We start from the raw sequence: 19,784 nt of genomic DNA, 5'->3' as shown, positions 1-19,784 counted from the left end.
GATCACCTCTCTCATAATAAGTTATGAGCGTGATGATCAAAATAGGACAATCCATTCCTTGATCCGATTATTCACGTCCTGGGTTCCTTTGACCGTTTCCCCGGTTGCCATTCCATTTATAGATTAGCGCAGGCAACGCATTAATTATGAAGTGGGCAATAACTGGTGCCGCGAGACTGCCTGTCCGGATATACAGCCAGCCAAGACAGAAACTGAAGAGCATTACTGTAGCGAGTAATAAAGGTTTTCTGACATACCTGAAATGAATTAAAGCGAAAAGAAGGCTTGCTGCGACATAGCCAACAAAGTGTTGCATTAAGCCTCGGAAAAGCACTTCTTCAATGATTGCCACTCCGATCATGACGAAAATTAAAACCGGCAAGCGAAAAGCTTGGAACAAACGTTCATTGATACCATCATCGTCCTGCCAATTTTCTGGTATCCAACGTTCGGCAAAGTTCTGAATCCAGACCATCGCGATGCCGGCACAAATACCTATAAGACATATCTTCCCATCAATTCGATACCAATTCATTAGTGGTAGTTCTTTTCCAAAAAAGATAATCAAGCCAACTGAGATGCTGAGAAGAAGTCCTTGTGACAAATATAGGGACTTGCGAATCTCATTATTGGTCAGATCTTTGTTTGTTTCATTCAAATATCTCGCTCACTTTCTCTAAAAATCGTTGCCAGCCTCTGATGCCAATCAAGAGTTTGTTCTGGATGCACGTCAGAAGTTTGCGGACACGCTCGCTCAAAAGCCTCAAGACTAAGTCCGCATTGATCACAGCAAAGATCCAGTTTCTCGCTTTGCGATTCATTATATACAGAAAGATAAAATGCTCTTCTGCATGTTGTACTGTTCAGATAACGCTTCATCATTGATAACTCATTCAATTGGACCGATCGGCGCTCAGTAATCTTCTTCCGGCACTCCTCAAAAATGGATGAATAATTCATTCCCCGTGTAACGAAGCGAACATTTTCAAAGATAAAACGGGCCGCTGTCTCACTTGCGCCTCGATCTTGGAGCGAAGTTAGAAATGTTTCTTTCTTTTCCAATTTCAACAATCCTTGATCCAACTCTCTCAGTACTTGTCGGAGCAGCGTGTCATCAGGAAAATTTGCGTCAATAAATCCGAGCGGATAGTGTTCATCTTGTTCAGCGTAGTATAGGATGGCGAGTCCTTGCTTGCCATCTCGGGAGGCACGTCCGATTTCCTGCAGGTAGGCATTCATTGTAGCTGGGAAATGAAAGTGAACAACTAAACGGATATCCGGTTTATTTATCCCCATTCCGAACGCATTTGTACAGCATAAAAGATCCAATTGGCCGTCAAGAAACTGATTTTGAATTTTTCTCCGGTCAACAGCTTCCATCCCGCCATGGTAGAAAGCTGTGCGTAAACCGAGTTTCTGGCGAATAATATCTGCAATTTTTTCTGTCCAGTCACGCCCTGCACAATAGACGATCCCAGGCAATTGCACCTTACTTAGTAGCTTGCACAGCTCCTCAATTTTCTCCTCACTACTTTTGACCTTGTGAACCGCTAAGGCGATGTTGCGGCGATCAACACTCATCAATACATAGTTGACTGCTCTCAAATCAAGTGAACGTACAATATCCTCTCTTACTCGTTCATCCGCCGTCGCTGTAACAGCCAGACAGGCGGGGTTCCCTAAATGCGACCTGATTTCGGCAAGATAGAGATAATCAGGTCGAAAGTCATGTCCCCATTGCGACACGCAATGTGCCTCATCCACGACAAACAATGACAACTTCACCCGACTTAATGCAGTAAGTACTGAGTGTTGCCGGAGCATTTCCGGAGAAATGAACAAGAATCGTATATCTCGTAGATGCGCCAGCACTCGTGAACGTTCCTCAGGATGCATCAACCCATTCAGTGCTCGTACATTCTTCTCACCAATCTCCCTTAATTGGTTGACCTGATCCTCCATTAAGGACAGCAATGGAGAAATGATCAGCACGATCCCTTCAAGAAGATAGCCCGGAACCTCATAACAAATCGACTTTCCGCTTCCCGTTGGCATCATCGCAAAGACATCATGGCCGCTCAGCACTTCTTGAATCACCTGCTGTTGACCGCTTCGAAACTGATCGTATCCAAACTTCTTTTTCAAAATGTCCCGTGCTTGGGCAATCAAGTCTGATTCATGGTCATTCATCAGTCGTCCCATTAGGATCTTCTCCTCTACGTACAGCTTCCTTCGCCAAAGCGAGACGAATTTGAAAATAGCTTGCCCGATCCAAAAGCAACTTCTTAATCGGTTTCAGTTGCTTTGTTTTCGCTTCACTCGCCGCCTCAAGAATCTGTTTTTCCAAACGATCAGAAAGGTAATTGGACATGTCAATCGTTCGATCTTTTAGTGCAATTTCAACGAGATGGTCTTCAACCGTACTTTGGGACAAACGCCTTTTCTTTGCCACTTCGTGAAGCGACAAACCGCTCCTTATCAGTTTCAATGTTTCCTCCGCGGATAAAGACAAGGCGCTTTTTTTAACAATCAGCAAACGTCCAGTGTATGGATAATAATTCGGAAATTCAGCGATTTCTCTCATCAATCGTCGCAGTGCAGATTTAAAGAGAATGCGACATTCATACTCATCTTTTCCCGTAAGCTCAGCTATCTGTTTGACGGTCAGTCCCGACATTTTATATCCGGTTAATTGTGCGGTCAAAAGTTCTGCTTCCGACGCAGGACACCGTTGCAAGAAATAAACGAGTTCGCGATAAAAATAAGCGGCCAATTTACTGCGGCCGAGTGAAGCCTCCATGATGCAGCGGCGAACACTTTCAGTAACTGATGGCTGTCGGGTAATCGGAAGAAAAGCCCTCTGGTGGTAAAGCAGCGCTGAAAGTGTTTGAACCATAAGTTGGAGCTTCAGCCAAAAACGGCTCTCCTCATTCACTTGTTCAGTGAAGTTGAGCCCTTCCGGAGTCAAAAGATGTCCATCCAGTCTGGAAAACACACGCTCTCCCTCTGAAGAAAGGACAAAACGTTGGCTGTCTTGTTCCGGAGAGCTTATCCATCTGCGGCTCATGCATTCGTCGATCAATGCTTTGAAGTCACGGCGATCCAAATCCTCACAGGAATGGAAGAAAGGTTCAACGTGAAAGAGAAAACTATCTTGAATGCTTTGTGATGATTTTTTGCCTTTCAAAAGGTGATAGATGCCGGAAATGGTGCGTTCACCTCGGAATTGATTGACAAGATATAAGATGATTGCGTAACGGTATTCCACGAGCCATCCATCCTCTGCTTCTTAACCTTATCTTTATTTTACCTTTTTTTAAGACATGTTTCGACAAATGTTAACGACTGGCCGCTTGATCCCTATTGAAAAAAATGAGCAGCTTCATTAAAATTAGGAGGCTAAGTTCGATGAATAACAAAATCATTTATGAATGGGAAGGAAATGAACATGACAGAAAAATATACAATTGTAGATAAAGATACATGTATCGCATGTGGCGCTTGCGCGGCAACTGCCCCAGATTTGTTTGATTATGATGATGAAGGGCTAGCTTTTGCTCTTCTCGACAAAAACAAAGGAAATGTTGCAGTTCCTGATGAATTGCTTGAAGATCTTGCAGATGCTTATGATGGCTGTCCGACCGAATCAATTCGTATCTCGGAATCTCCATTTAATGGCCATGCTGACCAACCTGTAGGCATGTAAGAATCTAAATTAAACCTCAACAAAGAGGATTGAAGCTTATCAAATGGCTTCAATCCTCTTTTTGTTCTGGATGATTGTGAAAAGGTCATCTATCTGACGCTTTATCCTGCGATAGCGTAAATTGAAATGTGGTTCCTTCGCCTTTTATACTGTTGACACTTATTTCTCCACCATGTGCTTCAACAATATGCTTCGCAATTGCCAGCCCAAGCCCGGTACCGGCCTTACCTCTTGTACGCGCTTTGTCTGCTTTATAGAAGCGTTCGAATACAAATGGGATGTCCTCCTGCGCGATGCCGACACCTGAGTCACGGACAAAAATATGAAGCAGTTCATCCTCAAAGCGTGCCTCAACGGCAACAACACCGTCCTTGCGTGTATGGCGAATGGCATTATCAATCAGATTGGTCATGACTTGCTCCACTCTGTCCGGGTCTAATAGGAATGTCTTTCCATCAACCAGATCAATGTTTGCCTGCAGCCGGATACCGGCATCATTCACCAAATTACTGAATTTCGTAACCACATGACGGAAGAAATCTCCAAGTTCTATGTTACGTCGATCAAGTTGAAAATGACCGGTTTCCAATTTTGCCAGATCAAGCAGCTCATTGACAAGTCGCCCCATCCGTTGAGACTCATCTAGAATGATTTGCGCCATGTCTTTTTTCTCTTGAGCACTCTCCGCAATATCGTCAATGATCGCTTCACTATATCCTTGCATCATTGAAATTGGAGTTCTCAGTTCATGGCTGACATTAGCGACAAAACTTTTAATCATTTGGTCGTTATGCCGTTCTTCAGTCATGTCCCGCAGTACAGCCACAGCGCCTCTGATCTTATTTTGATCATAGAGCGGTTTCATAATGACTACCCATATACGCCCCTGAACACTGATTTCCCGCATTTTCTGAACACCGTCCTCAGAGACTTCAAGCAGAAGGTCACGAAGATCATCTGGTGTCTGAATTTGAGCGGGGTCATGATCATGTTCATAGTTCCAAGAGTAAACAAAGTGCTCAGCTGGTGGATTACTGGCCACGATTTTTGCTTTTGTGTCAATCAAAAGCACGCCGTCTGCCATATTTTGTAGAATTCCCGCTAGCTGCTCTTTTTCTTGATTAAGCGCGGTCATATTCGCTTTGAGTTTTTCTCTCATATTATTAAAAGCGACAGCGAGATCACCCACCTCGTCGCGTGTGATTACCGGAACCGTGATGTCAAAATTGCCTAACGCCACTTGTAGTGCTGCTTTTCTCATTCTTCGCAGCGGCGATCCAATCCTTGTGGATAGAAAAAAAGCAAAAAAGGTAGTGAGCAATATCGACAAGCCCGCACAAAGATAGATCAATTTCTTCGATTGGTCTAATGCATTCTGAGCAATTTGGACAGGCTGGATGACGTACACTGCTCCATGTTCACCTGAAGAAGTTCGGACAGGAACGCCTACAATGAGCAGTCGCTGATTCTTTTTCACATGATTGGTGGTCATCTTAAAATTGCCAATTTTATTGGCTGTTCTATTATTTGTCAGAGCCTGCCGGAGTGTCGCATCCGTTTCAAAAAAACGGCGATTTAAGCCTGCCATAGCACTCTTTTTTGGGCCACTCCAAACTTGATCGTTCACGATCAAAACGTAATCAGCATCATAGACATCTGCAATGTCAGATATTGAGAGCAGTGTATCCTCTACGTTGCTACCCTTGGCATGTTCAAGCAAAAGCCCGGCTTTAACCCCAATTTTCTCCATCTGCTGATCTGCTTGCTGTATATTACTGTTTTCAAAGAATTGGAGAAGAAAAAGCGTTAGAAACAGCAGCACAATGGTCACAATCGCAATAATTGTTGCCCAAAGCTTGCCGATAATACTTCTCCAAATCATGTCGCGGAATCAACCTCAATTTTATAACCAACGCCCCACACAGTTACAATCATCTCTGCAGCTTCTTCCGAAACTCGATTCAGTTTCTCTCTAAGTCGTTTCACATGAGTGTCAACCGTTCTTAAATCGCCAAAAAATTCATAGTTCCAGACATCCTTGAGCAACTGTTCACGAGAAAAAACTTTATCAGGATTCTGAGCAAGGTAGTAAAGCAACTCATATTCCTTTGGAGTCAAGTTGACTTCGCGCTGATCGACCTTTACGCGGTGCGCATCATGATCAATCATCAGATGTGGGAACACGATAACGTTCTTCGTTGTCGTTTCTGTTTCCAAGAACTTCGTTTTTGACGAGCGGCGGAGCAGTGCTTTCACTCTAAGCACAACTTCACGCGGGCTAAACGGTTTCACAATGTAATCATCTGTACCTACTTCAAAGCCTTGAACGCGGTTGGCTTCCTCACCTTTCGCAGTCAACATGATCACTGGTGTTGCCTTTGCCTCTCGCAATTTCTCACAAACCTCAACGCCGTCCATTCCCGGCAGCATTAAGTCAAGCAGGATTAAATCATAATCTTTATCCAAAGCCATTTGGAGAGCTGTTTCTCCGTCTCCGGCTTCATCGATCACATAGTTTTCCCTTTCAAGATACATTTTAAGAAGTTTACGAATTCTTTCTTCATCATCAACAACCAAAACCGCCGCTTTCTTCTCTTCCATCCAGATCCTCCCTTTTCCGACCAAATCCTTTATAATCTCTCTTTCATTAATTCGATCTTTCTTCAAGATAAGTGATTTCAATCTTCTTGACGATCCCGCTTGCTGAAAACAAAACGCAGCGCGATTCTAAAACAAATAATTGCGTAAGTTCATTCTTTTTACAAAAGTTGTATTCGTAGAGGTGTTAAACGGATGATTTTTGAATTAACGTGTAAAATGCGTCTCGTATGCCCAACACCATGCTTCAAGGTACACGTTTCCCATAAAGCCACATGGAGCAAGTGCTTTTTCTCTCATAGGGCTTCGTGAATCATGTTTGATGGTCAAAAATCAGTAAAATCATTTAACAAAGCCTTTACAAAATACAACTTTCTTTTTATATGTGTCAATCCTATGTCTTATTTTAAACAATTTCTTTAAAAAATACAGCATAAATTATTAAGTTGACCGTGTATTGTGCATCAACGTTTTCACTTCATGCGGTTTCAACTCACGGCTCTCGCCAGGATGCAGTCCGTTAAGGCTTAGAAATCCGTAACGTTCTCGCTTTAGTTTACGCACATGAAGATGGAGCGCGGAGAACATGCGGCGCACTTGCCTGTTCCGCCCTTCGTGAATCGTCATCTGAACAGAAGCCGTCTTCTTCTCTTTATCCGAAGCGAGTAATTGCACACGAGCTTTTGCCGTCATGCCGTCCTCAAGCCGGATACCCATGGCAAGTTGACGCAATTGGTCATTTGTTGGAATTGGTGTAACATTTGCTATGTACGTTTTGTCAAATTCAAAACTTGGATGCATCAGTCGGTTAGCAAGCTCTCCATCATTCGTCAGCAAAAGCGCTCCTGACGTGTCATAATCCAGACGTCCGACTGGAAAAATTCGTTCCGGTACATGTTTGAAGAAATCGACAACCGTCGTTCTGTTGCGATCATCCTTCACACTCGAGATTACGCCCGTTGGTTTGTAAAACAAATAATAAACAAGCGGTTCTTTATCGATCGGGACGCCATTAACCGTTACCTTATCATTGTTTGAAACCTTCGTGCCAAGCTCTTTTACCGTCTGGCCGTTAACCTGAACTTTACCATCCAAAATGAGTTGCTCAGCTTTTCTTCGTGAAGCTAGCCCTGCCCGGGCAATGACTTTCTGTAATCGTTCCATCCTTCCACCTCAAAGTTATCATACCGCGACAAAAATGTTTTCTCAAGTTTCATTTTTTATTCACTTTCTGTACACAATATTTCTTCAACGACAACAAGCCGCCGGATGTGCAGCAGCCCACTTCACTTTACTTTCACTAAACTTTTCAACCGAAAACGAGAGTTACGATCCATACGGCGCAAATGACACCGCATAAATCCGCCAACAATCCAACTTTAAGAGCGTCACCAATGCGGTGAATACCAACAGCACCAAAATAGACGGTAACCACATAGAAAGTAGTGTCTGTACTGCCTTGCATGACCGATGCAAGTCTTCCAATAAAACTATCTGCACCGTATGTGCGAATTAGGTCTGCCATCAAGCCCAGAGCTCCTGTTCCAGATATTGGTCGAAGCAGTGCTAATGGCACAACCTGTGCAGGAAAACCAACAGCAGAGAGTAATGGCTGTAAAAGATGAACGAGTGCATCCATTGCCCCGGATGCTCGAAAAACGCCGACAGCAGCCAGCATCCCCACTAGAAACGGCATAATCGATACAGCAAGCGAAAAGCCTTCTTTTCCTCCCTCGACGAATGCCTCATATGATGGCACCTTCTTAATAGTTCCATACAGCAGAATAAAGGCGATCAGGCAGGGAACCAGCCAAGTGGAAATTGTGGTGACAGCAGCCATATTATTTTCTCCCCTTTCGTTTCCGCCGATGGTAAAAATAGCGGTCGATCACAAGTGCGGCCAGTGTCGTGCAGCACGTCGCAATTAATGTCGGTCCAACAATATCTGTTGGTGAACTGGCATGGTTCTGCATGCGGATCGCGATCACAGTCGTGGGAATCAGTGTCAGTCCGGATGTATTTAAAGCTAGCAATGTGATCATTGAGCGGCTCGGTGTATTTCGTCCGCCGTTCAGCTTTTTCAGCTCTTCCATCGCTTTAATACCCATTGGCGTTGCAGCATTGCCCAGTCCGAATAAATTGGAGATCGTATTGGACAAAATATAGCCCATTGCCGGATGATCCGGAGGCACTTCGGGAAAAATCCATTTCATGACTGGTTTAAATACATTGCTTAACTTCTCGAGCAAACCTGACTTCTCCGCAATCTTCATTAACCCAAGCCAAAAAATTAAAATACTGATCAGGCCGATACAGATCTGAATGCCTGCCGATGCCGAGTCAAATAGTTCTTTATTAACTTTGTCCATCGTTCCATTCACAGCTGCATAGCCCATACCGATCAGGAACAGCGCTACCCAAATAATATTAATCATAACGTCTACCGGCTTTCTTCTCCGGTTATGATGGCGTGTAGAAAGCCATTAAACCGCGACCAGAATCCTTTTTTCTGCTTCTTTTCCGGTTGATAATAGACAGGGATTGATGAAAGTCTTTGCTGATCCAGAGTAATATCCAAACGTCCAGCCGGTGTAGCTGGTTTCCAGTTATTTTCTTTTTTCGGTTTCAGCAAGATCAGTTTTTTTCGAATCGATTTTTGCTCGTCTTTGGAAAGTGGTAGCGTAATAGAATGATGTATGAATAAATGTCCCTGATAAAATGTGTTGACCTTGGCTTTTAATTTACCTTTTCGTGCCACTTGCACTGGCCTGAAATGAGCAAATGCCCATTCAAACATGCCTTGATGATCTTTCCAGTCATCCCCATCGTTCAGAGTCACCGCTATCAAATCCAGATTATTTTTGGAAGCAGTAGAAATCAGTGTTCGTCTAGCCTTTTTCGTAAATCCTGTTTTTCCGCCGGTCGCATATTTGTACAATCTGAGCATTTTATTTTTATTTTTCCAAACACGAATGCCCTCTTTGTTGGTTGCAGATACGCGGTGAAGCTTCGTCCCAACTACTTTCCGGAACTCGGCATTTCCCATCGCATAACGCATCAAGAGCGCCATGTCATATGCGGTCGAATAATGATTTGGATTTTCAAGGCCATTTGGGTTTGTAAAATGGGAATTCGTCATTCCGAGTTCATGCGCTTTTTCATTCATCATCAGGACAAAACCAGGTTCACTGCCTGCAACCGCCTCAGCAATGGCTCGCGATGCATCATTTCCGGAACGAAGTATTAATCCATACACCAAATCCTTGAGTTTTATCTTTTCTCCAGCCTTTAGATAAATCGAGGAACCTTCTGTGCGCAATGCTTCCGGGCTGACGGTAAATGTTTTATTAAGCTTTCCCGATTCAATGGCAAGAATGGCGGTCATAACTTTCGTAATGCTGGCAATCGGAAGCTTCTCGAGGCTATTATGATCAAATAATACGCGTCCAGATAACTGATCGATAAGCACTGCAGATTGTGCAGAAACCTCTGGTTCAGCAGCTTGAGACGCGCGTGGAAAAAAAGAAAAAACAAGTAACAGGCATAACAGCAAAAATAAAGCTCTCTTTATCAAGATCCCCACGAATTCCATCCCCTGTCCTGATCCAGATCAGACTATTTTAGCTAGGGGCAAAAAAGAACCGGGAGGATCAGGCAAAGAGAGCCTGGCCACCGAAAGAGTATTAATATACGGAGATCGAAATCACTTCGTTTCCCGGACTTTTTACACACCCTTAATAACAAGTTATGCCGGGACAAGCAGAATATGATTCCTTCGATCACCGCATCGGTTTAAAAATAGAATTTAGCTATTTGAAAAATAACACACCATAGAATGAAAAAGAAACCTGAGATCACCGCCCATGATATTCTAAATTTATGAGATCGATAAACAGATAGAAAAAGAAACATGACTGGCATGACTGCGAAAAGAATAAAGAACAGGAACAGGAGCAGAAAATTAGTGATTCCCGCGACGAATGAACCATGTACCATGATCACAGCCAGCAGTGAAGGTACAGCTACAAGCAGCGGGGCGAGTAAGCCAAACACAATGACTTGCTTTCTGTTGTCTTCAATAAAAGGGTTCCAATATTTTTTCAAATGCTCGTACATGTTCGATTCCTCCAGTACGAAGCCCCTGATGATCCAACAACGCTGCACGACACGGCCTCTTTTTATAAATCGTTAATCGTTTCCTTATAGTGGTCGTAGAACAGATCATATGCATCCATTTGCTCGTTCTGATGCTTCATCATCTCAGATAGCGGCGGCAGTTCACTAAGATCGTGCAGCCCAAAATAATCAAGAAAGACAGGCGTTATCCCATAGAGAATGGCTCGTCCGCTGCCCTCGGCGCGTCCGACTTCTTTGATAAGGCCTTTCACCATTAACGTTTGTAATGCACGCTCAGATTTGACACCGCGGATCTCTTCGATAGCAATTCGTGAAACAGGTTGCTTATAAGCGATGATCGCAACCGTTTCAAGAGCCGCCTGTGATAATGGGGCAGTCTTTGGAATGACAGCGAACTTTTCCGCGTAATCAGCCATAAACGGCTTTGTCGTCAATCTAAATCCGTTTGGTTGGTCGACAATCATCAATCCGCTCTCATCATTTTCTTCATAATCTTTTCTCATTTGTTCAACAAGATTCGTAATTTCCTGCCCGGTGCATTCAGGAAGGACCTTGCCAATTTGATCAAGCGTCAGCCCTTCCTCACCCGTAAGGTAAAGAAGTCCCTCAATAATCGAATGGATCTTCGCTGGCTTCAAATTCATCTGCTCCTTCTCCAAGATTGATCAGTATGTCATCAAAATTATCGCTTTGCCTGCAAATGACAGCGTTCATTTTCATTAGCTCAAGCAAGGCAAGAAACGTGACAATGAAATGTGTCCGATCAGGGTAGGAAAAAATGGATTGAAAAGACAGTGGATGGTCCGCCCTCTTTAATTCATTCATAACCTTATTCATCTGATGGCCGATCGGCAAAATCTGCCGGTCAATTTTTGTACTTAATGGCTGCTCTAGCTTCTTTTTCAGCATTAACCTTTGGAACGCACGCAGCATATCATGAACTGTAGCCCTGCCTGAAACAGGAATCGATGTAAGATCATTATTTTCAAATGAGCTCAGATCAGAAGGCGTCTTAGCAAATAGCTGCATCCGTTCTCCTTCATTGATTTTCAGTGTTTCTGCTGCTTCCTTAAACTGTCGGTAATCAATCAATTGCTGCATCAATGCTTCACGTGCCATTTCCGGATCTTCATACGGCTCATCACCGTCTTCATCGTCAAGTTCTGGTTTGGGAAGAAGCATTCTGCTTTTCATCGCAATTAATGTTGCAGCCATGAGCAGGTATTCACTCGCTATATTTAGTTCAATTTTTTGCATGTGATGAATAAAATCCAAATACTGATCTGTTATTTCAGCAACCGGTATGTCATAAATATCAATCTCAAGCTTTTTAATCAGATGCAGAAGTAAATCAAGAGGACCTTCAAAAGCATCGATTTTTACTTTGTATTCCAAGCTTTATCCCCCTGATTCCGAACTTAATGCCATTATCATAGCATAGAACATGTATTCCGTGAATTGATCTTTTTTTCGTCCACCTACCATGGGCAGAGCAAAAAAAAGAAACCATCTTTACGGATTGGTTTCCTTTTCCTCGTCTTCTTCAAAACATTTATCAAAGTAAGACTGAATGACCTGAGACGGGTTCAGCCGGATTTTTTCTCCAAGCATTTTGCCCAGTGCCAGAATCATGCGTTTGCCAACACCTTCGGCACGATAAGAAGGATTGACACTGATATGCTCAATAACTGCTTCATCGGCAGAAGTCATCTGAATACCGATTACACCCAGTATATCTTCATCATCCTTCCACAAGAACAGCTGCCAGCTATCATCGTCTTCGTATTTTTTTATCGTTTGCAGAAGCAGCTTTATCTCTTTCTCAGACGGGACAAAAGACAGCAGACCCATGGCTATCTTTTCATAACTCTTTTTATAGCGAATCAGCATTTTGAACCCCTCATAACTATGAGATAACGAAATCTTCACATATTGCGCACTGAATGAATAGTACAGTCTATATTATAACCAAAAGTAAGAAACCGTGCATCAATTCCATAAGAATAAATGGCAAAAAGGCGCTAGAAGCGCCGTAATAACTTTTATCTTAATATGAATCACGCTGAGAAAGTTTTTCAAGTGCTACATCCTGGCGAATCAAGTCATCATAGGTTTCTCTTCTGACAGCAAGTGCTGCTTCTCCGTCTTCAATGAATACAACCGCAGCATTTGGGATACGGTTATAGTGGCTCGCCATGGAATACCCATAAGCCCCGGTTGAAAAAACAGCGATCAAGTCCCCACTTGAACATGATTCGGGCAACACTGCTTCTTTAATCAAAATATCGCCTGATTCACAGCACTTTCCAGCAAGTGCCATCTGAGTATCAGCTGAATCCAAGGCTTTATTCGCACAGATCGCTTTATACTGCGCCTGGTAGAGTGACGGTCTGATATTATCAGACATTCCTCCGTCTACAGAAAGGTATTTTCTGATTCCCGGAATTGTCTTGAATGCCCCAGAAGTATACAGGGTCGTTCCCGCTTCACCGACAATTGAGCGCCCCGGCTCTACCCACAGCGCTGGCATGTGTAAATTAAGACGTGCTATCTCATCCTGTGCCGTACGGACAATCGTTTCAACATAACGCTTGATCGGCAACGGTCGGTCACTGTCTGTATAGCGGATACCAAAACCTCCACCAACGTTCAGCACTTCCAACTGAAAGCCAAAATTACGATGCCAAGCCTCAATATGACCAACCATAATTTTTATGGCCCGAGCAAATCCTTCAGTCTCAAAAATTTGTGAACCGATATGGGAATGAATGCCCTTCAAATCAAGATGTGGCGAAGATAATGCTTGTTTAACTGCCCGTTCTGCCATTCCGTCATCTAAATTAAAGCCGAATTTAGAATCATCCTGACCTGTCATAATAAATTCATGTGTATGCGCCTCAACACCCGGCGTGACCCGAAGCAATACAGCTATTTCCTGATTGCGTTCCGCACACATCGTTTCCAGTAAATCAAGCTCATAAAAATTATCAACAATCACAGCACCGATCTTCGCATCAAGCGCCATCGCAAGCTCGCTTACAGATTTGTTGTTGCCATGAAAATGAATACGGTCCGGTGAAAGGCCAGCCTTCAAAGCAGTATACAATTCGCCACCAGACACAACATCCAAAGACAATCCCTGTTCATCAATCAACTGGATCATTGCGATTGTAGAGAAGGCCTTGCTTGCGTAAGCCACTTGCCACTCCACGTGTTCAAATTGGCTGAATGCTTCTTTGAATTGATTAATTTTATCCTTGATTAATGCGGTATCATACACATAAAGCGGTGTGCCGAATTCTTTGGCAAGATCAGTTGTATCCACGCCGCCAATGCATAAATGCCCTTTTTCATTAATTGCCTGCGTTCCGTACAAAAAAACACCCCTCCCCCTCGAACAATAAAACGACCTCCGAACGCCCTACAAGCCGTCCAGTTAGGTCATTTTCAATGCTCTGTTTCTCTCTCTAACGGTCAAAATTTAGTGCTAGTGTATCATGATTATCTATCAATGACAAGTTTCATTTTGACTTGCTCTTGGGTGGCTGCCGATATTTATCAAGCGGACGAACGATGCTGGGCCGAATAACTGAAGTCGGTAAAGCACGCCGAATCAAAATGTTGTAGAGCCCGATTGGGTTAAACGGAATAAACGGCCATAAATAAGGTGTGTTCAAATTACGAACATGGGCTAGATAGATAATAAACAAAGTTGTAGTGATCATGAAACCTGGAACATGAAAAAGACCGACCGAAAGTATGAGCAAAATCCGTACCATTTTATTAGCAAGCTGCAGCTCATAACTAGGTGTCGCGAATCCCCCGATCGCCGCTACTGCTGTATACAGGATAACCTCGTTGACAAAAATACCTGCCGCTATGGCGATTTGGCCGACCAGCACTGCAGCAATAAGTCCAAGCGCAGTTGACAGAGATGTAGGCGTGTGAATCGCAGCGAGCCGTAGCGTCTCAATCCCGACCTCAGCGATCAGTATTTGAAGAAGTAAAGGAATGTGAAAATTTTTGTTGTTGGGCCCGATAAAATTCAGAAAATCCGGCAGCAAATGATCCTGTACAAGCAGCAGCCATAATGGCACGAGGAATACAGATGATAGGATCGCAATAAATCGAAACCATCTCAGCAATGCGCCTGACGCAGTGACTTGTCGGTATTCCTCCGCATGCTGTATATGGTGGAAGAGCGTGGTCGGCAAGATCATGACACTCGGCGAAGTGTCCGTAATGATCACCACATGACCTTCAAGCAGATGGGCTGCCGACACATCCGGGCGCCCTGTATAGCGAACCATCGGAAATGGATTCCAGCCTTGTTTTAAGATGAATTCCTCAATTGCATTATCTGCCATCGGGATGCCATCAATATTAATCGACTTTAGTTCTTTTCTGATTGTCTTAATCAACCCAGGATTAGCGACATCTTTCAAATAACATATACATACATCTGTTTTCGAACGCACACCGACTTGTGTTATTTCACAACGGAAGCGCGGATCCCGAATTCGTCTCCGGATCAGGCCCGAATTTTCAATAATATTCTCAGTGAAGCCGTCTTTTGATCCGCGGACGACTTTTTCAACATCAGGCTCTTGCGGCTGCCTGCCCGGATAGTGGCGAAGGTCGATACAAAGACCTTTCGTTTCACCATCAATTAAAATCACAATTCTGCCGGTTAGTACTTTATCTACGGCATCATCAATGGTCTCTATTTCCTCAACCTGTTCATGAACAAGATGCTGTTTTATATCATGAAAAACATGGTCCTGTCCTGAATTATTATTTGAGAGACGCATGAATTCTCGCATCATCTGGACGAGGATGCTTGTATCCACCAAACTATTTGTATAGTATATTCTGCTGTCTCGTCCAAGCAAACTTAATTCACGCACGCCAATATCAAAATTATGTGGCCCGAAATCAAGGATTTGCTGCATCGCATCTGAGTTTTCGAGAATATCAGCATTGATTGCTTTTTTTTCTTTTTGATTTTCCATGCATGTGTCTCCTCAATCTGTACTTATCCCTTGGGTTTGAAGAAAAGAGCAACAAGGAAGCCGAATAAAATTGCTGATGTGATCCCCGCGGACGTCAATTTAAAGATGCCCATCGCAATCCCGAGATAGCCGTGATCATGGCCTTCAGCCATCGCGCCGTGCAACAAAGAGTGGCCAAAGCTTGTAATCGGAACCGTCGCACCGGCCCCGGCAAACTCAATAAGACGGTCATAGATGCCAAAAACATCCAGTGCTGCACCAAGCACAACAAATGTGGCAACAACATGTGCAGGTGTTAATTTAAATACATCCATCAAAATCTGACCGACAACACAAATTGCCCCACCAACAAGAAAAGCATATAGAAATATCACCTCTGTCCCTCCTTAGCTGATTCCAATACAACCGCATGGGCAATACATGGAATGGTGTCTTTTTCTTTCGGAGTAGCGCTGTTTAACAATGCGCCTGTCGCAACAACGAGCACTCTTTTCAGTGAGCCTTCAGCTAGACGGTTATAAAGATACCCATATGTAACCACTGCGGAGCAGGCGCAGCCACTGCCTCCAGCGTTAACCGGTTGATCAGGCGTGTAGATCATGGTGCCGCAGTCCTGATGGACATTTGTAATATCTAATCCCTTTTCCAATAGGAGTTCGTTAAGGATCGGTGACCCAACGCTCGAAAGATCTCCGGTTACAACCATGTCATAATCTTCCGGCTTTCTCCCTGTATCCTGAAAGTGAGTCCAAATCGTATCGGCTGCGGCAGGCGCCATCGCCGTGCCAAGATTACTTGCATCATCAATGCCCCAGTCAATGACCCTTCCTATTGTCGCTTCTTTCACTCTGACCTTCCCGGGTTCTTTAGTCACGATCGTTGCACCGGCACCTGTTACAGTAAATGTCTGAGTCAGTTTGGATGGCCCGCCATACTCTGTCGGGTAGCGAAATTGCCGTTCCGCCGTCGCATTGTGGCTGCTGACCGCACAAAGAACATTGTCAGCAAATCCACTGTCAACCAGCTGTGCACCCGCCGCCAAGGTTTCCATAGACGACGAGCAGGCGCCGAACATACCGAGAAATGGAATTCGGTTCTCCCGAGCAAGAAAGTTGGATGTTACCGTCTGATCCATCAAATCCCCGGCCAGGAATAAGTCGATATCGCCTTCAGATTTTCCAGCTTTGGCCAGACAAAACGCAATGGCGCGTCGCATCAGTGCGCGTTCTGCTTCTGTCCAGCTCTTTTCTCCGCAATTGAGATGCTGATACTCTTTGTCAAAGTTTCCGGACAGCGGTCCCTTCGATTCCAGTGGACCGACAACAGTACCTGTAGCCGCGAGGAAAATCGGATGATCAAATCGCCAAGTCTGTTTTCTTACTTTACTCATATGATCACTCCTTTTCAGAAAATCTGTTCTATAAACAGGCGAAGGATTCCGAGAACGGCAGCTGATACAACACCAAACACAATGACTTCTCCGGCAAGTTGAAACAAGTTTGTAGCAATACCAAGCACAATACCCTCGCTTTTGTGTTCCAGCGCACTGCTCGTGATCGAATTAGCAAACCCGGTAACCGGAACAATAGTTCCCGCACCAGCGAATTTGGCGACCTTGTCATAGACACCAAAGCCAGTCATTAACGCAGAAATAAGAATCAAAGTCGCCACTGTTGGATTTCCCGCCGCTTGTTTCGAGAAGTGAAAGAAATACATGTAAAAAGTTTGAATTCCTTGTCCGATCAGACTAATCAATCCCCCAACCCAAAAGGCATTCAGGCAATTCATGAAATATGGGATTTTGGGTTGATAAGCAGTTACATTTTCTTTGTAATTTTTCGGGTCATTCAGCATCCAGATAAACTCCTTTCGCTTGCTATGCTGGAGTTTAGTATTTGCCAAGTGCTGTAAATTATGCTCAGTGAACGATTTAATCGACTTGGGAATGCTATGGAGGTAAACAAATGAAGTGCAGACAATATAGAGTTTTTCATTTCGAAGAGGTTTTAAACAGGTGAGAATGAAGCTGTGCTTATATGATGTCCATAAATTTTTTATACAGAACGGCTGGTACTAGCTCTATATATATGATCTATATGTCGTACTTTTTGATTCAATAATCGTTAAGTCGGCGCCTTCTCTTCATATAACCGTCATGAGAAAAACCAGGCTACGCCTGGTCCTTGGCTGTCACTCTATATGCAGCTTTGAATCATCAATCTTGTGCTTGAACGACACTTCAGCTGCTCGCTTGCCGCGGGCAGTCCGGGAGCCTCCTCGATCAACCGAGCATCTGCGGGGTCTCCCCTGGCCTGCACTGAGGCCACTGAAAAAGTCCAACATTTTAAAATCAAAAATTTGCAGATGAAAAACGAGCTCTCAGATTCGCTTCTAAGCGACGTTTTCTATATGGGGAGACATTTTTGACCCCCAAAAAAGTTCGTTTTTTTGAGAATCGACAGTTTTTCAGTGGCCTACCTGCACTCCCGCAGGCGTCTCGCACTTCCGTGTTTGAATATGAATCTTTTTGAACGTAATGCCGCTGATCCTAGTTTTGGTGCCAGAGTTTTATGCTTTCTTATCTTGTAACAAAACAAAGCCAGATGACCGATTATTCGGCCATCTGGCTTTTTATTTCTTCGAGTATTTTTTTCTCAAGCCTGGATACTTGCACTTGCGAAATGCCGAGTCTTTCGGCGACTTCTGTTTGTGTTTGGTCCTTGAAATAGCGTAAATACACAATTAATTTTTCACGATCGCTCAGTTGTTCAACAGCTTCGCGCACAACCATTTTATCAAACCATTTGCTGCTCTCGTTATCAGAGATCTGATCTAGAATTGTAATCGGATCTCCATCATTTTCAAATACAGTTTCGTGAATAGATGAAGGCGCGCGAATAGCTTCTTGTGAAAGAACAATATCTTCAGGAGACAGGTCGAGCGCATCGGCCAGTTCACTAACCGTTGGATTTCGTCCCAAGCTTTTCGACAGTTCGTCCTTCTTTTTTCTAACTTTTATCCCGGTTTCTTTCAATGAACGGCTGACTTTAACTGCGCCATCATCGCGGATAAACCTTTGAATTTCACCAATGATCATTGGTACAGCGTAGGTTGAAAAACGCACATCATAAGACAGATCAAATTTATCGACTGATTTTAGCAAACCAATGCAACCAATCTGAAAAAGATCATCTGGTTCGTAACCTCGGTTGATAAATCGCTGCACAACTGACCAGACCAACCGCATATTCTTCTGAACAAGCCGATCACGCGCGTCATGATCTCCCGACTGGCTCATTTTGATCAGTTGCTTTACTTCTTCATCATCAAGCAACGGTTCCTTAGACGCCATTTTGCGATCAAGCTCCATCTGCATGTCTCCCTATTTGCATACTGCTCGGTTACGGGCGATTTCCTTGGTCATGATGATCGTTGTCCCCTTGCCTTCCTCCGTTTCAATCGTTACATGATCCATGAAATTTTCCATAATGGTGAATCCCATGCCGGATCTTTCCAATTCCGGTTTCGTCGTAAAGAGCGGCTGTTTCGCTTGTTCAACATCCTTAATGCCAACGCCATGATCGCGGATGGTCAATGTGATCAGTCCATCCTCAATTGAGGCGTTTATTTCAACTTTTCCTGCCCCACTATTCTCATAACCATGAATGATGCAATTCGTTACTGCTTCAGATACTACGGTTTTAATTTCAGTCAGTTCATCCAGAGTTGGATCAAGCTGTGCGACAAATGCAGCAACCGTTACCCTGGCAAAAGACTCATTTTCACTTATCGCTGAAAAATTTAGCGACATTTCATTTCTCATTCAGGCCACCCCCAGAGTGTGAAGCGCATAGTCTTCATCCGTTTCCAGACGGATAATCTTAAACATGCCGCTTAGCTCAAACAATCTGCGTACAGCAGGAGAAATGGAACAAACCACCATCTCTCCTCCCAATCCTGAAATGCGCTTGTAACGGCCAAGAATGACTCCAAGCCCAGAACTGTCCATGAATGTTAATTTTCCTAAGTTCAGCAAAATATGTTGAACCATTTCTTCTTCCATAACCGTATTGACTCTTTCACGTAACTCATCTGCGGTATGATGATCAAGTTCGCCCTCAAGCCGGATACACAGCACGCCATACTTAACTTCAAGATCCATTTTCAAACTCAATGCTGCACTCTCCCTCCCTGAACGGAATCGTTAATTTCAAGATTCGCCCCAATTGTTCATTGAATCAATTAAAATCATCGTGATCTAATGATTCATGATACTAGTTTCTCTCTTTCTTACTGTGACTCCTGCCTACTGACAGAACTAGTGCTTATTC

General features: G+C 43.8%; 22 protein-coding genes. 1 reads left to right on the top strand and 21 read right to left on the bottom strand.

The features are described from left to right. Positions 1 to 67 precede the first annotated feature (67 nt). The 3 genes from P343_RS29085 to P343_RS29075 are packed head-to-tail and all read right to left on the bottom strand — an operon-like array spanning position 68 to position 3,268. Positions 68 to 658 (bottom strand): CPBP family intramembrane glutamic endopeptidase, encoded by a 591-nt coding sequence (locus tag P343_RS29085; protein ID WP_023510365.1) that lies wholly within the window; start codon positions 656 to 658, stop codon positions 68 to 70. Beyond that, the gene (locus P343_RS29080) at positions 655 to 2,202 is read right to left on the bottom strand and encodes a RecQ family ATP-dependent DNA helicase (protein WP_023510364.1); all 1,548 of its coding nucleotides are present in this window, start codon (positions 2,200 to 2,202) and stop codon (positions 655 to 657) included. The genes P343_RS29085 and P343_RS29080 overlap by 4 nt, the downstream gene beginning before the upstream one ends. After that, on the bottom strand, positions 2,183 to 3,268 hold the full coding sequence (locus P343_RS29075) for a YpbB family protein (protein ID WP_023510363.1): 1,086 nt from the start codon (positions 3,266 to 3,268) through the stop codon (positions 2,183 to 2,185). The genes P343_RS29080 and P343_RS29075 overlap by 20 nt, the downstream gene beginning before the upstream one ends. A 180-nt stretch (positions 3,269 to 3,448) precedes the next feature. Here P343_RS29075 and P343_RS29070 point away from each other — a divergent pair, with 180 nt between their 5' ends. After that, the gene (locus P343_RS29070; RefSeq protein WP_031263984.1) at positions 3,449 to 3,706 is read left to right on the top strand and encodes a ferredoxin; all 258 of its coding nucleotides are present in this window, start codon (positions 3,449 to 3,451) and stop codon (positions 3,704 to 3,706) included. Positions 3,707 to 3,791: 85 nt separating this feature from the next. Here the strand turns inward: P343_RS29070 and P343_RS29065 are convergent, their stop codons facing one another. The 18 genes from P343_RS29065 to spoIIAA form a co-directional block, all read right to left on the bottom strand. Beyond that, entirely contained in the window at positions 3,792 to 5,588 is a 1,797-nt protein-coding gene (locus tag P343_RS29065; RefSeq protein ID WP_023510361.1) for an ATP-binding protein, read from the bottom strand. Further along, entirely contained in the window at positions 5,585 to 6,307 is a 723-nt protein-coding gene (locus P343_RS29060; protein ID WP_023510360.1) for a response regulator transcription factor, read from the bottom strand. The genes P343_RS29065 and P343_RS29060 overlap by 4 nt, the downstream gene beginning before the upstream one ends. A gap of 438 nt (positions 6,308 to 6,745) precedes the next feature. Then, positions 6,746 to 7,468 (bottom strand): pseudouridine synthase, encoded by a 723-nt coding sequence (locus P343_RS29055; protein WP_023510359.1) that lies wholly within the window; start codon positions 7,466 to 7,468, stop codon positions 6,746 to 6,748. Between the two features lie 145 nt (positions 7,469 to 7,613). Continuing rightward, positions 7,614 to 8,144: a spore maturation protein gene (locus P343_RS29050; RefSeq protein WP_023510358.1), complete on the bottom strand. Its 531-nt coding sequence runs from the start codon at positions 8,142 to 8,144 to the stop codon at positions 7,614 to 7,616. A gap of 1 nt (position 8,145) precedes the next feature. Beyond that, on the bottom strand, positions 8,146 to 8,739 hold the full coding sequence (locus tag P343_RS29045) for a nucleoside recognition domain-containing protein (RefSeq protein ID WP_023510357.1): 594 nt from the start codon (positions 8,737 to 8,739) through the stop codon (positions 8,146 to 8,148). A gap of 5 nt (positions 8,740 to 8,744) precedes the next feature. Further along, positions 8,745 to 9,887 (bottom strand): D-alanyl-D-alanine carboxypeptidase family protein, encoded by a 1,143-nt coding sequence (locus P343_RS29040; protein ID WP_023510356.1) that lies wholly within the window; start codon positions 9,885 to 9,887, stop codon positions 8,745 to 8,747. A 209-nt stretch (positions 9,888 to 10,096) separates the two neighbouring features. Further along, on the bottom strand, positions 10,097 to 10,420 hold the full coding sequence (locus P343_RS29035; protein ID WP_023510355.1) for a hypothetical protein: 324 nt from the start codon (positions 10,418 to 10,420) through the stop codon (positions 10,097 to 10,099). A gap of 62 nt (positions 10,421 to 10,482) precedes the next feature. Continuing rightward, positions 10,483 to 11,085, bottom strand: coding sequence for an SMC-Scp complex subunit ScpB (gene scpB / locus P343_RS29030; protein ID WP_023510354.1), 603 nt, complete (start codon positions 11,083 to 11,085; stop codon positions 10,483 to 10,485). Continuing rightward, the gene (locus P343_RS29025) at positions 11,048 to 11,836 is read right to left on the bottom strand and encodes a segregation/condensation protein A (protein WP_023510353.1); all 789 of its coding nucleotides are present in this window, start codon (positions 11,834 to 11,836) and stop codon (positions 11,048 to 11,050) included. The genes scpB and P343_RS29025 overlap by 38 nt, the downstream gene beginning before the upstream one ends. A gap of 117 nt (positions 11,837 to 11,953) precedes the next feature. Continuing rightward, positions 11,954 to 12,331 carry a GNAT family N-acetyltransferase gene (locus P343_RS29020; protein ID WP_023510352.1) on the bottom strand — a complete coding sequence of 126 codons (378 nt, stop codon included), beginning with the start codon at positions 12,329 to 12,331 and terminating at the stop codon, positions 11,954 to 11,956. A 157-nt stretch (positions 12,332 to 12,488) separates the two neighbouring features. Beyond that, on the bottom strand, positions 12,489 to 13,817 hold the full coding sequence (gene lysA, locus P343_RS29015; protein ID WP_023510351.1) for a diaminopimelate decarboxylase: 1,329 nt from the start codon (positions 13,815 to 13,817) through the stop codon (positions 12,489 to 12,491). A 145-nt stretch (positions 13,818 to 13,962) separates the two neighbouring features. Next, positions 13,963 to 15,453: a spore germination protein gene (locus P343_RS29010; protein ID WP_023510350.1), complete on the bottom strand. Its 1,491-nt coding sequence runs from the start codon at positions 15,451 to 15,453 to the stop codon at positions 13,963 to 13,965. Positions 15,454 to 15,476: 23 nt separating this feature from the next. Then, positions 15,477 to 15,827 carry a stage V sporulation protein AE gene (spoVAE, locus tag P343_RS29005; RefSeq protein WP_023510349.1) on the bottom strand — a complete coding sequence of 117 codons (351 nt, stop codon included), beginning with the start codon at positions 15,825 to 15,827 and terminating at the stop codon, positions 15,477 to 15,479. Then, a complete protein-coding gene (gene spoVAD, locus P343_RS29000; RefSeq protein ID WP_023510348.1) occupies positions 15,824 to 16,843 on the bottom strand; it encodes a stage V sporulation protein AD in 1,020 nt (339 codons plus the stop codon). Before spoVAD ends, spoVAE begins: the two co-directional genes overlap by 4 nt. Before the next feature lie 14 nt (positions 16,844 to 16,857). Next, on the bottom strand, positions 16,858 to 17,307 hold the full coding sequence (gene spoVAC, locus P343_RS28995) for a stage V sporulation protein AC (RefSeq protein ID WP_023510347.1): 450 nt from the start codon (positions 17,305 to 17,307) through the stop codon (positions 16,858 to 16,860). A gap of 757 nt (positions 17,308 to 18,064) precedes the next feature. Continuing rightward, a complete protein-coding gene (gene sigF / locus P343_RS28990) occupies positions 18,065 to 18,823 on the bottom strand; it encodes an RNA polymerase sporulation sigma factor SigF (RefSeq protein WP_023510346.1) in 759 nt (252 codons plus the stop codon). A gap of 12 nt (positions 18,824 to 18,835) precedes the next feature. Continuing rightward, the gene (spoIIAB, locus tag P343_RS28985; RefSeq protein WP_023510345.1) at positions 18,836 to 19,276 is read right to left on the bottom strand and encodes an anti-sigma F factor; all 441 of its coding nucleotides are present in this window, start codon (positions 19,274 to 19,276) and stop codon (positions 18,836 to 18,838) included. Next, on the bottom strand, positions 19,277 to 19,627 hold the full coding sequence (spoIIAA, locus tag P343_RS28980; RefSeq protein WP_023510344.1) for an anti-sigma F factor antagonist: 351 nt from the start codon (positions 19,625 to 19,627) through the stop codon (positions 19,277 to 19,279). It lies immediately after the preceding gene. Positions 19,628 to 19,784 lie beyond the last annotated feature (157 nt).

It is taken from the genome of Sporolactobacillus laevolacticus DSM 442 (assembly GCF_000497245.1).
Lineage (GTDB): Bacteria > Bacillota > Bacilli > Bacillales > Sporolactobacillaceae > Sporolactobacillus > Sporolactobacillus laevolacticus.
The sequence above is the reverse complement of the archived record's forward strand: the minus strand, read 5'-3'. Positions and strand labels throughout refer to the sequence as shown.